Source organism: Nitrospirillum amazonense (assembly GCF_007828045.1).
In the GTDB taxonomy this organism is placed as follows: domain Bacteria; phylum Pseudomonadota; class Alphaproteobacteria; order Azospirillales; family Azospirillaceae; genus Nitrospirillum; species Nitrospirillum amazonense_C.
The window spans coordinates 69794-83846 of sequence record NZ_VITN01000027.1 but is presented as its reverse complement, the minus strand read 5'-3'; the positions used below and the strand labels follow the sequence as shown (position 1 = coordinate 83846).

General features: G+C 68.4%; 13 protein-coding genes. 7 read left to right on the top strand and 6 right to left on the bottom strand.

All coding sequences use genetic code 11. The features are described 5' to 3' along the window. Nucleotides 1–252: 252 nt before the first annotated feature. On the bottom strand, nt 253–1113 hold the full coding sequence (locus FBZ89_RS27165; RefSeq protein WP_145753862.1) for a TerC family protein: 861 nt from the start codon (nt 1111–1113) through the stop codon (nt 253–255). Nucleotides 1114–1249: 136 nt separating this feature from the next. Next, nucleotides 1250–3052 (bottom strand): signal peptide peptidase SppA, encoded by a 1803-nt coding sequence (gene sppA / locus FBZ89_RS27160; protein ID WP_145753860.1) that lies wholly within the window; start codon nt 3050–3052, stop codon nt 1250–1252. 197 nt (nt 3053–3249) lie between these two features. On the opposite strand from sppA, the gene pabB reads away from it, so the two are divergent. The 4 genes from pabB (at nt 3250) to FBZ89_RS27140 (ending at nt 7017) form a co-directional block, all read left to right on the top strand. Further along, the gene (gene pabB / locus FBZ89_RS27155) at nt 3250–4719 is read left to right on the top strand and encodes an aminodeoxychorismate synthase component I (protein WP_145753859.1); all 1470 of its coding nucleotides are present in this window, start codon (nt 3250–3252) and stop codon (nt 4717–4719) included. Next, complete coding sequence (locus FBZ89_RS27150; RefSeq protein ID WP_145753857.1) at nt 4716–5519, top strand: aminotransferase class IV; 804 nt, start codon at nt 4716–4718, stop codon at nt 5517–5519. The genes pabB and FBZ89_RS27150 overlap by 4 nt, the downstream gene beginning before the upstream one ends. 270 nt (nt 5520–5789) lie before the next feature. Then, entirely contained in the window at nt 5790–6245 is a 456-nt protein-coding gene (locus FBZ89_RS27145; protein ID WP_145753855.1) for a Csu type fimbrial protein, read from the top strand. A 319-nt stretch (nt 6246–6564) separates the two neighbouring features. Beyond that, entirely contained in the window at nt 6565–7017 is a 453-nt protein-coding gene (locus tag FBZ89_RS27140; RefSeq protein ID WP_145753853.1) for a hypothetical protein, read from the top strand. A gap of 153 nt (nt 7018–7170) precedes the next feature. Here FBZ89_RS27140 and aroC read toward each other — a convergent pair whose 3' ends face one another. After that, a complete protein-coding gene (gene aroC, locus FBZ89_RS27135) occupies nt 7171–8250 on the bottom strand; it encodes a chorismate synthase (RefSeq protein ID WP_145753851.1) in 1080 nt (359 codons plus the stop codon). A 6-nt stretch (nt 8251–8256) separates the two neighbouring features. Continuing rightward, nucleotides 8257–9129, bottom strand: coding sequence for an enoyl-ACP reductase FabI (fabI, locus tag FBZ89_RS27130; protein WP_281292049.1), 873 nt, complete (start codon nt 9127–9129; stop codon nt 8257–8259). Nucleotides 9130–9284: 155 nt separating this feature from the next. Here fabI and FBZ89_RS27125 point away from each other — a divergent pair, with 155 nt between their 5' ends. Genes FBZ89_RS27125 through FBZ89_RS27115 form a run of 3 tightly spaced genes read left to right on the top strand, consistent with a single transcriptional unit; the run spans nt 9285 to nt 12407 of the window. Next, complete coding sequence (locus FBZ89_RS27125) at nt 9285–10658, top strand: YihY family inner membrane protein (protein WP_145753850.1); 1374 nt, start codon at nt 9285–9287, stop codon at nt 10656–10658. 36 nt (nt 10659–10694) lie between these two features. Then, nucleotides 10695–11375 (top strand): dienelactone hydrolase family protein, encoded by a 681-nt coding sequence (locus FBZ89_RS27120; RefSeq protein WP_145753848.1) that lies wholly within the window; start codon nt 10695–10697, stop codon nt 11373–11375. Between the two features lie 36 nt (nt 11376–11411). Beyond that, nucleotides 11412–12407 (top strand): aldo/keto reductase, encoded by a 996-nt coding sequence (locus tag FBZ89_RS27115; RefSeq protein WP_145753846.1) that lies wholly within the window; start codon nt 11412–11414, stop codon nt 12405–12407. 79 nt (nt 12408–12486) lie between these two features. Here the strand turns inward: FBZ89_RS27115 and FBZ89_RS27110 are convergent, their stop codons facing one another. Next, entirely contained in the window at nt 12487–13380 is an 894-nt protein-coding gene (locus FBZ89_RS27110) for a DnaJ C-terminal domain-containing protein (protein WP_145753844.1), read from the bottom strand. A gap of 158 nt (nt 13381–13538) precedes the next feature. Then, nucleotides 13539–14009, bottom strand: a complete 471-nt coding sequence (locus FBZ89_RS27105) for an RT0821/Lpp0805 family surface protein (protein WP_145753842.1) — start codon at nt 14007–14009, stop codon at nt 13539–13541. Between the last annotated feature and the right edge of the window lie 44 nt (nt 14010–14053).

Here is a 14053-nt window from a genome sequence, read left to right as displayed (position 1 = left end):
TCCGTTTATAGTCCATAAGGGCGGCCCTCGTGTTGGAGTGTGACAACCCAACTTTGGCATCCGATGCCATGGGGCCGTCCACCCAAACAGCGGCATGAGGTGTTGACACATGCCGCTGTAGGCCGCGACCGCGGCCGCCGGACCTTTGCGGGGAGCATCAGCGGACCGCAAAGGGAGGAAGCCAAGCCAGCGGATGCTGGCGCCCGGCGATTGAGGGGGCATTTGAGCGGTCACGATCAAATGCCCTTGGTATCAGCGCGGATCGAGAAGCGCCAGCGCGTCGGCGGTGGAGGCGGTGACCCGCACCTGACCCTGGGCATCCGTGATCGTCACCCTTCCGTCGGGTGTGTCGTGCAAGCCCCGCAGCAGGGCCTCGCGCCTGGCGGACTCGGGTGAGGCCCGCTTGCGCCGGCCCAGCTGGTTGGCGGCCTCGATCAGGATGGAAAAGCCGATGGCGGCGTAGAGATAGCCCTTGGGGATGTGCAGGCCCAGGCCCTCCGCCACCAGGCTGAAGCCGATCATCAGCAGAAAGCCCAAGCCCAGGATGATGACGGTGGGGTGGCGGGAGATGAAGGCCATCAGCGGCTTGGATGCCACCAGCATGACGCCCATGGCGATGCAGACGGCCGCCACCATGATGGGCAGCTCATCCACCATGCCCACCGCGGTGATGACGCTGTCCAGCGAGAACACCGCGTCCAGCAGCACGATCTGCGCCACCGACCGCCAGAAGGCGTTGGCCGCCGCCCCCGCCGCCTTGGGCTGGTGATGGGCCGCGGCCCCCTCCAGCCGCTCATGCAGCTCCATCGTGCCCTTGGCCAGCAGGAAGGCGCCACCCAGCACCAGGATCAGGTCGCGTCCCGACAGGGCGAACCCGGCCACGCTGAACAGCGGCTGGGTCAGCGTCACGATCCAGGAGATGGAGAACAGCAGCAGCAGGCGCATGATCAGCGCCAGCGACAGGCCCACCAGACGTACGCGGTTGCGCTGCTCCGCCGGCAACTTGTCGGCGACGATGGCGATGAAGACCAGATTGTCGATGCCGAGGACGACCTCGAGGGAGACCAGGGTCAAGAGCCCGAGCCAAATGCCGGGATCGGCAAGGAAGTCCATCAATGGGGCCTGTTCGTTGTGAGCTTGTCAGATAGGGACGATTTGTCGCACCTGCCAGGGTGGGTCCCATCAATCCAAAAGAAAACCCCCGGCCCCCGGGGGGGGATCCCGGGCCGGGGGTCGTCTCCCGCCGCGGTCAGCGGCCGGCGCCGTTGACGCTGAGGTCCGGCATCATCAGTACCTGTTCCTGCCGCTTGGCGGCGCGGACCATGGGCTGCACCATGTCCAGCAGGGGGCCGTAGTCGGCCAGCACCTTCTCCGCCCCGCGTGCCTGGGCGACGCTGGCCATCTCCGCCGCCGCCTTGCCGTTGAACAGGTCCAGCACCATCTCGTACCCGCTCTTGGGCCGGGGGAACTGGACGATGTGCAGGTCGGCGTTGCCGGGAATGCCCGCCACCTGCCGCACCTGTTGCAGGGCGATATCGTAGCCGCCCAGGGCGTCCACCAGGCCCAGGTCCTTGGCCTGGCGGCCGGTGTAGACGCGGCCCTTGGCCAGTTCGCGCACCTTCTCGATGTCCAGCTTGCGGCCCTTGGCCACACCCTCGGTGAACTGGGCGTAGATGGCGTCGAGCATGGCGTCCTGGCGGGCGGCCTCGCTGTCGGTATAGGGGCTGGCCGGGCTCCAGATCGTGGCGTTGGCGCCGCGCGTCACCTGATCCACGCCCACACCCAGCTTGTCGGCCAGGCCCTTGGCCACGAACTTGCCGCCCAGCACGCCGATGGACCCGGTCAGGGTGCCCGGTAGGGCGACGATGCGGTCGGCATCCATGGCCACCCAATAGCCGCCGGACCCAGCGACATCGCCCATGGAGATGACGACGGGCTTGCCGGCCTTGCGCGCCCGGTCCACGGCGTGGCGCACGGTTTCCGATCCCACGGGGCTGCCGCCCGGGCTGTTCACCCGGAACAGGATGGCCTTGACGTTGGACTGTTCGATGGCGGTGTCGAAGGCGTCGGCGATGCGGTTGGCGGCGAACGACGGTTCGTCATTGAAGGCGCCGCCGTCCTTGCCACCGCGCACGATCTCACCCTCGCCCACGATCAGGGCGACGGTGGGGCCCTGGGTGAAGGCGCTGCCGGCGATCTTGCCGTAGGTCAGCAGATCGACCGTGTCGGCGCCGGCGGCCTTGCCGCCCGCCCGCTCCTTGGCGGCGGTTTCGACCTCATCGAAATAGCCCAGCTTATCCACCAGCTTGGACGCCAGCGCCTCGCTGTCCAGCAGGGGGGCGTGGTCGATGGCGGCCTTCACCGCGTCGGGGTTCAGATGGCGGCCATCGGCGATGCCCAGCACCATCTGGTCGTAGATGTCGCCGGCCAGGCTTTCCGTCATCTCGCGGTTGGCGGGGGTGGCCTGCTTCTCGGCGAACATCTCGGCCGCCGTCTTGTAGTCGGCGCGCTTGGAGATCTGCGGTTGCACCCCGATGCTGTCCAAGGCGCCCCGGAAGAAGGTCTGCGTGACGGCGATGCCGGTGATGCCCACCGTGCCCACCGGCTGCAGCCATACCTGGTCGAAGGCGCTGGCGAGGTAGTAGGGGGTCATGCCGCTGCCGGCGTCGCCGTAGCTTTCGGCATGGATGTAGGCGAAGCGGCCGGTGGCGCGGAAGCGGGTGATGGCGTCGCGCAGTTCCTGCGTGGTGCCGATGCCCTGGCTGGCGTTGCCGACCTTGGCCACCAGGCCCTTGACCTTGGGGTCGCGGCCGGCCTGTTCCAGCGCGTCGATCACTTCGCGCACGCTGCCGCGGCGGCTGTTGATAAGGCTGGACCAGCCATCCTCGCCCGGCGCCTCCGCCAAGGGGCGTTCGAAGTTGAACTCCAGCACCACGGACTGGGGCAGGGTGGGTTGCTTGTCCTTCGCCTTGAAGGCCAACAGGATCAACCCCGCCGTCAGCAGGACCCCGAACAGGCCGATAAGGGCGAACAACCGGACGATGAAACGCATGAACGCGGTTCCTGGAAGCCGTAAAATCCGGCTGCCATACCACCACAGCGCGTGAGGCTTGCCAAGGCGGCCGGGCGGTAGGGCCGCTTAGGCGGACCCATGCCCTTCTGTGCCTTCATGTCTATGCCCACCCTTTCGGCCTTTCGGCCGAGGCCGGCGTTGGCGAAGCGGGGGAGGAGGGGGTAAGGTCCGCGCTCATGACGTCCCCCTATCCCGCATCGCCCGGCGGCATCGTCGCGCTGGAAATCCCGCCGCCCGACCCGGTGGCGGCCTACGCCCGGCTGGCCCATCTGCCCCGGCCCTTCCTGCTGGACGGTGGCGCCGCCGATGCCACCCGCGCCCGCTACAGCTATGTCGGCGCCGCCCCCCACGCCTGGGTGGAGTGCGCGAACGGCGTCGTCACCGTGGATGGCCGTCCGGCCGGGGCGGATGCCCTGGGCACGTTGGGCGCCCTGCTGAAGGCCGGCCGCGACCGGCTGGGCGATGCGCCGCCACCCGACGACCTGCCGCCCTTCCGGGGCGGGGCGGTGGGCTTTTTGGGCTATGAACTGGGCGGCCAGCTGGAGGCGCTGCCGGCCCCCCGGGCGGAGGGCGTCGCCCTGCCGGACATGGCGGTGGGCTTCTACGACCGCATCGTCGCCATCGACCACGCCGCCGGCCGCGCCTGGATCCTGTCCGCCCATCGGGCGGGAGCGGAGGAGTGGCGCGACCTGCTGGCGACCCCGTGCCCGGCGGTGACGGTGGGGGAGGGGCCATGGCTGGCCGCCCCCGGCTGGCGCGCGGGATGGAGCCGGGCGGATCATGAGGCCGCCGTGGCCCGCACGGTGGACTACATCGCCGCCGGCGACATCTACCAGGCCAACATCACCCAGCGTTTCCGAGGCACGCTGGCACCGGGCGTGGCGCCGCTGGACCTCTATCTCCGCCTCCGCGCCCGCGCCGCAGCCCCCTTTTCCGCCCTGCTGGATCTGGGCCCAAAAGGGGGAGACGCCCGCGCCGTGGTGTCCGTGTCGCCCGAACGCTTCCTGGCGGTGGACGCGGAGGGGCGGGTGGAGACGCGGCCCATCAAGGGTACGCGGCCCCGCGACCCCGATCCCGCCCGGGACGCCGCGCTGGCGGCGGAGTTGCGGTCCTCCGCCAAGGACCGGGCGGAAAACCTGATGATCGTCGATTTGATGCGCAACGACCTGTCGCGCGTGGCGGTGGTCGGCTCCGTTACCGTGCCCACGCTGTGCGGGCTGGAAAGCTACCGCACCGTGCATCACCTGGTCAGCGTCGTGACGGCGCGGCTGGCGCCGGGCTTGGGCGCCATCGACCTGCTGCGCGCCACCTTCCCCGGCGGGTCCATCACCGGGGCGCCCAAGATCCGCGCCATGGAGATCATTCATGAGCTGGAGCCGGCGCGGCGCGGGCCCTATTGCGGATCCGTCCTGTGGCTGGGGTGGGACGGCGCCATGGACAGCAGCATCATCATCCGCACCCTGGCCGTGGCGGCGGGGCAGGTGGTGGTGCAGGCCGGTGGCGGCATCGTCGCCGACAGCGACCCGGCGGCGGAATATGAGGAGAGCCTGGTCAAGGCGCATGCCCTGCTGACGGCGCTGGACCCGGCCATGGCTTGGCCGCCTGGGGCGATGGCCGGGCCGGAACCGGGGAGCGAGGCGGCATGACGGGCCTGGTCTGGCTGAACGGCGCCCTGCAGCCGGCGGCGTCCGCCGGTATCGGCGTGGCCGATCGGGGCTTCCTATTGGGTGACGGGTTGTTTGAGACGTTGCGCTGGCGGGACGGGGCCGTGGTGCGGCTGGATGCGCACCTGGCCCGCCTGGCCCGGGGGGCGACCGTGCTGCGCCTGCCCCTGCCGCCGCCGGCCACCCTGGCCGCCGCCTTGGCCGACACGGCTGTCGCCAACGACATAAAAGATGGCTCGCTACGGTTAACGGTCAGCGCCGGGCCGGGTGGCCGTGGCTTGCCCCGCCCCGCCGCACCGGCGCCCACCCTGCTGGTCACGGCGGCACCCGCCGGCGCCCCGCTGCCGCCGGCGCGGGTGGTGACCGCCACCGTCACCCGTCGCAATGAGCACTCAGCCCTCAGTGGCGTCAAATCCCTGAACTATCTGGACCAAATCCTGGCGCGGAACGAGGCCGCCGCCCGCGGCGCGGACGACGCCGTGCTGCTCAACACCGCCGGGCAGGTGGCCTGCGCCACGGCCGCCACACTGTTCGCGATGGTGGACGGCGCCCTGGTGACCCCGCCGCTTCCGTCCGGCGCCCTGCCCGGTACCCGGCGCGCGGCGGTTCTGGCCGCCCTGGGGGGCGAGGAGCGGACCCTGGCGCCGGCCGACCTGTCGCGCGCGACGGAGGTGTTCTTCACCTCCAGCCTGATGGTGCGACCGGTGGTGGCGCTGGATGGCCAAGCGGTGGGCGACGGCCGGCCGGGGGCCATGGCGGCGGCGGCCTTACGGCTCACCTGAGGCATTTTGCATGGTATGATGCAATGATTGTGGGCGGCCCTATCCCAAGGGTGCGATGCGTGATGCGTCATTAAGGCGTACCTCGCAAGACTTACGACAAAGGGCTTAAATGCCGAGGCAGACGGTGGACCACATTAAGATACTGAAATTATTTGGTTTGGTCGGTTGGTGGGCAGTTCGGCCCATCCTTGGCACGGCGGGTGCTTATAACCAGACATGAACAAACCCGGGCCGCCGAAGCCGCCCACCCGAACCGATAGGAACCTCATCATGATCCGCATCGCCGCCGCCGCCGCTGTCGCCGCTCTGTTCGCCGCCGGCCCCGCCTTCGCCGCCGCCTCGGGCCCCATCCAGTTGAACAGCACCGTCCTCCAGACCTGCACCGTGGCCGTCACCGATGCTGGCGCCACCCTGAACATCCTGTCTGGTTCCAGCAACGTCGCCGTCGGCAGCGTGGTCGAAAACTGCAACGACGGCGCCGGCTACACTATCACCGTCGCCTCTTCCAACAACGGCACGCTGAAGTCCTCCGCCACCGGCGCCCAGGCCATCGGCTACACCACCAGCTACGACGGCACCAACGGCTCCGGCGGCAGCTTCACCGTCACCCGCTCCAGCGCCCAGTTCAACAAGACCTCCAACGTCTCCGTGACGGTTCCGGCCAATGCCCAGGCCATCGCCGGCAGCTACGCCGACACCCTGACCATCACCATCACCGGCAAGTAAGCCGCCAGCGACGGTTGCCACCGGTTCGGAAGAGGGCGCCCCCACGCGGGGGCGCCCTTTTTAGTATCCATATGCTGGCGAATTGCGAATACTAATGCATTGATTCTGCTTGATATTTGCCGCGTGGAACATTGCAGATCGCAATTGCGTTGCCACTGGAGTCAATGGCCGCGTTGGGATTAATGCTATATATCAAAGCAATATCAACGTGTTAATTGACGGACTCGGGCACGCGGCAAATTTGGCACTCGAATTGCTTATAACGAAAGCATCAAACAAACGGGCAACAAGCCCAGCCGAACCGATAGGAACCTTCGTCATGATCCGCTTCGCCGCCGCCGCCGCCATCGCCGCCGTCCTGTTCGCCGCCCCGGCTCTGGCCGACACCTCGGGCAGCATCAAGCTGAGCGGCACCGTGGCCCAGACCTGCACCGTGGCGGTGACCGACGCCCAGACCCAGTTGAACATCCTGACCGGCTCCAACGCTGTCGCGGTCGGCAGTGTGGTCGAGACCTGCAACGATGGCGCCGGCTACACCATCACCGTGGCCTCGACCAACGGCGGCAGCCTGCGCGGCACCAGCCCGACCGTGCCGCCCGTCAGCTACACCACCATTTATGACGGCCAGTCCGGCAACGGCACCGTGAACGTCACCCGCTCCAGCGCCCAGTTCGGCAAGACCGCCACCGTCGCCGTCACCGTCCCCGCCAACGCCCAGGCCATTGCTGGCAGCTACAGCGACACCCTGACCATCACCATCGCCGGCAAGTAAGCCCACACAAGTAAGCTCACCCAAGTAAGCTCACAAGGGGTCCGCGCCAAAGCAAAACGGCCCCGCCTGTCGTCCAGGCGGGGCCGTTGCTATTCTTGCGAAGCCAAGCGGCGAGCGTCGTCGTCCGGCGCCGAAGGGGCTTACTCAAGGGGCCTATTTGTAAGCCCTGAAGCGCAGCCAATGGTCGGCCAGCACGCAGGCCATCATGGCCTCGCCCACCGGCACGGCGCGGATCCCGACGCAGGGGTCGTGGCGGCCCTTGGTCAGGATGTCCGTTTCGTTTCCGTGCACATCCAGGGTGCGACGGGGCGTGAGGATGCTGCTGGTGGGTTTCACGGCGAAGCGGACGACCACGTCCTGCCCCGTGGACAGGCCGCCCAGGATGCCGCCGGCGTTGTTGGACAGGAAGGCGGGCTTGCCGTCGGGCCCCGCCCGCATCTCGTCGGCGTTTTCATCGCCCGTCAGTTCGGCCGCGGCGAAGCCGGCGCCGATTTCCACGCCCTTGACCGCGTTGATGGTCATCATGGCGCGGGCCAGGTCGCTGTCCAGCTTGTCGTAGATGGGCTCACCCAGGCCAGCCGGCACGCCCGACGCCACCACCTCGACCACCGCGCCGACGGACGAGCCGTTCTTGCGGATGCCATCCAGGTAGGCGGCCCATTCCTCCGCCGCCACGGCGTCAGGGCAGAACAGGGGGTTCTGCTCCACCTGATCCCAGTCCCAGCGCGCGCGGTCCACCTTGTGCGGGCCCACCTGCACCAGGGCGCCGCGGATGGTCACGCCACCCGGCACTGCCTCCAGCACCCGGCGGGCGACGGCGCCGGCCGCCACGCGGGCCGCCGTTTCGCGCGCGGAGGAGCGCCCGCCGCCGCGATAGTCGCGGATGCCGTAGCGTTCCCAATAGGTGTAGTCGGCATGGCCCGGCCGGAACTTGTCCTTGATGTCGCCGTAGTCCTTGGACCGCTGGTCCTCGTTCTCGATCATCAGGCAGACGGGCGTGCCCGTGGTCTTGCCCTCGAACACGCCCGACAGGATGCGCACCGTGTCCGGCTCGCGCCGCTGGGTGGTGAAGCGCGACTGCCCCGGCCGGCGGCGGTCCAGGAAGGCCTGGACCCAGGCCTCGTCCAGATCCATCAGGGGCGGGACGCCGTCCACCACACAGCCCAGCGCCACCCCATGGCTTTCGCCGAAGGTGGTGAAGCGGAACTGGGTTCCGATGCCGTTACCGGCCATGACCGCCTACCCTTCCGACTTGACCAGGCTCTGCAGCAGGGCCGAGGTCTCGGCGGCGCTGTCCACCGCCAGCATGCCCACGGTGTGGTAGCCGCTGTCCACGTGGTGCACTTCGCCGGTGACGCCGCTGCCCAGGTCGCTCAGCAGGTAAAGGGCGGAGTTGCCGACCTCCCCGATGGTGACGTTGCGTTTCAGGGGCGCGTTCAGCTCGTTCCATTTCAGGATGGCGCGGAAGTCGCCGATGCCGCTGGCCGCCAGGGTCTTGATGGGGCCGGCGGAGATGGCGTTGACGCGGATGCCCTGCGGGCCCAGGTCGGCCGCCAGGTAGCGCACACTGGCCTCCAGCGCCGCCTTGGCGACACCCATCACATTGTAATGCGGCATCACCCGTTCGGCGCCATAATAGCTGAGGGTCAGCAGGCTGCCGCCGTTGGTCATCATCGGCACCGCCCGTTGGGCGATGGCGGTGAACGAGTAGCAGGAAACATCCATGGTCAACGCGAAGTTAGACCGGGAGGTGTTCAGGTACAGGCCGTCCAGCTCGTTCTTGTCGGAAAAGCCGATCGCATGCACCACGAAGTCCAGGGTCCCCCACTGTTCCTTCAGGGTCGCGAACACCGCGTCCATGCTGGCTTCGTCGGTGACGTCGCAGGGCAGGACGTGGGGCACGCCCAACTGCTCGGCCAGGGGCTTCACCCGCTTGGCCAGCGCGTCGCCCATGTAGGTGAAGGCCAGCTCGGCCCCCTGGGCGGCGACCGCCTTGGCGATGCCCCAGGCGATGGACCGGTCATTGGCAACGCCCATGATCAGGCCGCGCTTGCCGGCCATCAGGGTCCCAGTGGCGGGCCCGGGGGCGGGGGTTGCCGTGGAAATGGTCATCCGTCTCTCTCCGGAAAATTAGGCGCGCATCCTACACGAAGCGGTTTTGCGGTCAAAGGCTGGGCGCCCTATATCTGCGCACACCTAGAATACACGCGCGAAAGGTCTTCCCTTGGCAGTTTTACGCTTCGAAGCCTTGGTGGGGGTGGGGTCCCATGACTGACATGCGAACCCAATCCACGGCCTGGGCCCGGCTGACCGACCGCCTGCCACAGTCGGTGCAGCACGTCGTCCTGGCCTTCGTCGGGGTCACCAGCTACGCCGTGCGCCGCTTCTATCGCGACAACTGCCTGCAGGCGGTGGGCTCGCTCACCTACACCAGCCTGCTGGCGGTGGTGCCGCTGTTCACCGTGGGCTTCGCCATTTTCCAGGCCTTCCCCGCCTTTCAGAAGCTGCGGGCGGAAGCCGAGATGCTGCTGCTGGAGAACCTGGTGCCCCAGGTGGGGGAGAACCTGAACGACCGCCTGCATGAATTCGTCAGCAACGCCGGCACCATGACGGGCGTGGGCGTGCTGGGCCTGGCGGTCACGTCCATCCTGCTCTTCTTCTCCATCGAGGGGGCGTACAACGCCATCTGGCGCAGCCGCGAGCGGCACTCGGTGCTGGTGCGCGTGCTGTCCTTCTGGGCGGTGCTGACCATGGCGCCCCTGCTGTTGGGCGTCAGTTTGTCGCTGTCGTCGGTCGCCGTGTCCTATCTGGGTGCTGAGGGGTCGGTGGTGGTGGAACTGGTGCGCCGCGTGCTGCCCGGCCTGCTGGAGACGGCCTTCTTCGGCCTCACCTATCTGGCCATTCCCACCCGGCCGGTGCGCTGGCAGGACGCCATGGTGGGCGGCGTGGTGGCCGGCGTCGCCATGGAGGTGGCGAAGGTCGGCTTCGCCCTCTACATCGGCCAGGTCCACACCTACACCACCATCTACGGCGCCCTGTCGGTGCTGCCCACGGTGCTGCTGTGGCTGTACCTGGTGTGGTGCCTGATCCTGTTCGGGGCGGAGGTGACGGCGGCCCTGCCGGAATGGCGCTCCGGCCGCATCACCGAGATGGGCCCCGCCGGCCTGTCGCCAGCCCAGCGCCTGGTGGTGGCCCTGGCCATCCTGCGGGAGCTGATGCTGGCCGCCCGTGAGGGCCATGCCTTGAAGCGGGCGGATGTCATCGCCCGGGTGCCGGTGGGCGCGGTGGCGGTGGACGGCATGCTGGAACAGCTGTGCGCCGCCAACTGGACCATCCGCACCGCCGACGGCGCCTGGGTCGCCACCCGCGACCTGCACGACGCCACCCTCAGCGACCTGTACCTGGCGCTGGACTTCGGCATGTGGGGCGACCTCTTGTCCGTGGGCCATCTGCAGGCCCCCTGGCAGCGCAAGGTTCACGGCATTTTCGAGCAGGTGCGGCATGATGCCGGTGCCGCGATGGAAACACCCCTGGCCGACCTGCTGGCCCCCGACGCCGTGCCCGCCGCCCCGCTGGCGACGCCGGCCCAGCTCGCGGCGGAAGAGCGCATGCGGGTGGCGGCCCAGCCCCCGGGGCGCTAATTCCCTACACGTCCTTCCATCAGACAGGAGGCCGACATGGCCACGACCATCACGCTGCGCTCCGCCATCGACGGGTTCGAGTTCACCGCCCTGCATGCGGAGCCTGAAGGCGAGCGCCAGGGGGGCGTCATCGTCATCCAGGAGATTTTCGGCCTGGACTCCTACGTGGCGGAGGATGTGGCCCGCTGGGCGGCGCTGGGCTTCGAGGTCATCGCCCCGTCCATGTTCGACCGCCAGGAAAAGGGCTTCGTCGCCGGGCATGACGAGCATGGCTTCGCGGTCGGCCGCCAATACGCCCAGGCCAACGGCGTGGAGAACCCGGTGGCGGATGTCCAGGCCTGCGTCAACGCGCTGAAGGCCCAGGGCCCGGTCTTCCTGGTGGGGTACTGTTATGGCGGCACCGTCGCCTGGCGCGCGGCCGCCCAGGTCCAGGGACTGGCGGCGGTGTCCAGCTATTACGGCGGCGGTGTCGCCGGCTTGGTGGACCTCACGCCCCTGTGCCCGGTCATCTGTCATTTCGGCCGCAAGGATCAGCACATCCCGGCCGACCAGGTGGCGGAGACCCTTCAGAAGGCGCACCCCGACGTACCGGTCCACATCTATGAGAACTCCGGCCACGGCTTCAACAACGACGGCCGCCCGGACTCGAACCTCGAGGACGCGCAGCTGGCGCGCAAGCGCACCCTGGATCTGTTCCGCGGCAACGCCGGCCGGTGACCGGCAGCCTGACAAGAATACAAACGGGAGTTGGACATGCTGACACGACGCAGGCTGGGCCGGCAGGGCCTGGAGGTTTCATCGCTGGGCCTGGGATGCATGGGCATGACCCATGCCTATGGCAGCCCGGATGACGCGGAATCCATCGCCACCCTGCACCGCGCCATCGAGCTGGGCTGCACTTTCCTGGACACGGCCGAGGTCTACGGCCCCTACACCAATGAGGAACTGTTGGGCCGCGCGCTGGAAGGCCGCCGCGACCAGGTACAGATCGCCACCAAGTTCGGCTTCGTCATCGGCGAGGGCAAGGGGCCGCTGAGCGGCACCGACAGCCGGCCGGCGCATATCCGCGAGGTCGTCGAGGCGTCGCTGAAGCGCTTGCGCACCGACCGTATCGACCTGCTGTACCAACACCGCGTCGATCCCCACACCCCCATCGAGGAGGTGGCCGGCACGGTCAAGGACCTGATCCAGGAGGGCAAGGTGCTGTATTTCGGCCTGTCGGAGGCCGGGTGCGACACCATCCGCCGGGCGCATGCGGTGCAGCCGGTGACGGCCCTGCAGAGCGAGTATTCCCTGTGGGAACGGAACCTGGAACAGGACGTGCTGCCCCTGCTGACCGAGCTGGGCATCGGCATGGTGCCGTTCAGCCCCCTGGGACGCGGCTTCCTGACCGGCATCGCCAAGCGGGCGGAGGAGTATCCGGAGAGCGACTACCGCTCCAAGAACGATCCCCGGCTGCAGGGCGACAATTTCGACGCCAACATACGTCTGGCGGAATTCGTGCGCGACGTTGCCCAAGGCTATGGCGCCACGGCGGGCCAGGTTGCGCTCGCCTGGTTGTTGCAGAAGCGGCCGGACATCGTGCCCATCCCCGGGACCAAGCGCCGCACGTACCTGGAAGAAAACCTGGCGGCCGATGCCCTGAAGCTGTCGGCGGAAGACGTGGCGCACCTGGACGCGGCGCTGGAGACCTACCAAGTCGCCGGTCCGCGTTATGTGGAGCGCGCCATGGCCATGGTGGACCGGTAAGTTACTCCGACAGGACAGGGCCCGACGAAAAAGGGCGGCGCCGCGAGGCACCACCCTTTCTTCTTCCGCCGGTATGGCCTCAGATCAGGCCGGCCTTGCGGCGCACGTCGTACTCGTGGGCCTTGCCCCACTTCTCGATGAAGGCCTGCAACTCGGCATCCGGCCGCTCGGGCAGGACGACGGTCAGCTTCACGTACTGGTCGCCCTGGGTGCCGCGCTCGGGATTGGCGACGCCCTTGCCCTTCAGGCGCAGGGTGGTGCCGGAATTGGCGGGCTTGGGCACCTTGACCTGTACAGCGCCATCCAAGGTCGGCACCTTGATGGTGGCGCCCAGCAGCGCTTCCTGCAGGGTGATAGGCACGTCCAGGTGGATGTCGTCCTCCCGGCGCACGAAGTAGGGGTGGGGGGTGACGTGCACCTCGACGATGGCATCGCCGGCCCCGGCGCCGCCCAGTCCCGCCAGGCCCTGGCCCTTCAGGCGCAGCTTCTGCTGGTCCTGCGTGCCGGGGGGGATGTTGATGTCGATGCTCTTGCCCGTGGACAGGCTCAGGCGCCGCTTGGCGCCCAGGCAGGCCTCGGTGAACGGCACGGTGACGGAATAGGCCACGTCGCTGCCGCGCGCCTTCACGCCACTGCCGCCGCGCTTGCGGGCGGCGCCGAAGATGTCGGCGAAGGGATCGTCCTCATAATCGAAGTCGCCCGACCGCCCGGCGCCGGCATAGGCGCGGCGGAAGGAACGGTCCGGCCGCTCGGCGCCGCTGGCGTCGATCTCGCCCCGGTCATAGCGGGCACGCTTGTCCGGGTCGGACAACAGGCTGTAGGCGCCGTTGGCTTCCTTGAACTTCAGCTCGATATCGGCCCGGCCCGGGTTCAGGTCGGGATGGTACTGCTTGGCGAGGCGGCGATACGCCTGCTTGATGTCCTCAGCGCTGGCGCTGCGGCCGACGCCAAGGATTTGGTAGGGATCGCGCATGGTCGCACTATCTATTGCCGGTCTGGCCCCACAATATGCGCAACGCGCGCGCCGCTTCAAGCATGCGGGGACCGGCTATTTAGGGGATCCGGGCCGCCATGAACAAACCCCTGGCCGCGCGATCGCGGCCAGGGGTTCGTACAGGACGTGAAAGGGGATCAGTCGTTGACGATCTTCCAGCTGCCGTCCGGCTGGCGGCAGGCGGTGCCGTAGCCCTGCTGCCGCTCGCCGCCGACCACGATGGTTTGCTGGAATTCGCGGCAATAGGCGCCGTCGCCCCGGGTGCCGTCCTTCACCGGGGTCACGATGACCTGGTGGCCGTTGTCGGGGTTGTTCCAGACGATGGGCTGGCCCACGGGGGCGCTGTAGGCCATCTGCGTGTTGCGTTCCATGGCGGCGCGGTCGGCGTCGTCCATGCGCTTGCCGATGGAGCTGCCCGCCAGACCGCCCAACAGGACGCCCAGGCCGGTCATGGCCAGCTTGCCGCCGCCGTGGCCGAACTGCGAACCGATCAGGCCGCCGGCGGCGGCACCGCCCAGCATGCCCACGGTCTGATTCTTGCCCCCGGTGGTGTCGCACGCGCTCAACAGGACGCTGGACGCCATCAACGCGATGATGACTTTCTTCATGATTCTTAGTCCTTCTTTCCTCTCCTGCGCCGCGCTTTATTGGC

Bases quoted from the DNA above. Each gene is read 5' to 3' on its own strand.
- FBZ89_RS27165 (WP_145753862.1), bottom strand. From the start codon at position 1,113: ATGGACTTCCTTGCCGATCCCGGCATTTGGCTCGGGCTCTTGACCCTG.
- sppA (WP_145753860.1), bottom strand. From the start codon at position 3,052: ATGCGTTTCATCGTCCGGTTGTTCGCCCTTATCGGCCTGTTCGGGGTC.
- pabB (WP_145753859.1), top strand. From the start codon at position 3,250: ATGACGTCCCCCTATCCCGCATCGCCCGGCGGCATCGTCGCGCTGGAA.
- FBZ89_RS27150 (WP_145753857.1), top strand. From the start codon at position 4,716: ATGACGGGCCTGGTCTGGCTGAACGGCGCCCTGCAGCCGGCGGCGTCC.
- FBZ89_RS27145 (WP_145753855.1), top strand. From the start codon at position 5,790: ATGATCCGCATCGCCGCCGCCGCCGCTGTCGCCGCTCTGTTCGCCGCC.
- FBZ89_RS27140 (WP_145753853.1), top strand. From the start codon at position 6,565: ATGATCCGCTTCGCCGCCGCCGCCGCCATCGCCGCCGTCCTGTTCGCC.
- aroC (WP_145753851.1), bottom strand. From the start codon at position 8,250: ATGGCCGGTAACGGCATCGGAACCCAGTTCCGCTTCACCACCTTCGGC.
- fabI (WP_281292049.1), bottom strand. From the start codon at position 9,129: ATGACCATTTCCACGGCAACCCCCGCCCCCGGGCCCGCCACTGGGACC.
- FBZ89_RS27125 (WP_145753850.1), top strand. From the start codon at position 9,285: ATGACTGACATGCGAACCCAATCCACGGCCTGGGCCCGGCTGACCGAC.
- FBZ89_RS27120 (WP_145753848.1), top strand. From the start codon at position 10,695: ATGGCCACGACCATCACGCTGCGCTCCGCCATCGACGGGTTCGAGTTC.
- FBZ89_RS27115 (WP_145753846.1), top strand. From the start codon at position 11,412: ATGCTGACACGACGCAGGCTGGGCCGGCAGGGCCTGGAGGTTTCATCG.
- FBZ89_RS27110 (WP_145753844.1), bottom strand. From the start codon at position 13,380: ATGCGCGATCCCTACCAAATCCTTGGCGTCGGCCGCAGCGCCAGCGCT.
- FBZ89_RS27105 (WP_145753842.1), bottom strand. From the start codon at position 14,009: ATGAAGAAAGTCATCATCGCGTTGATGGCGTCCAGCGTCCTGTTGAGC.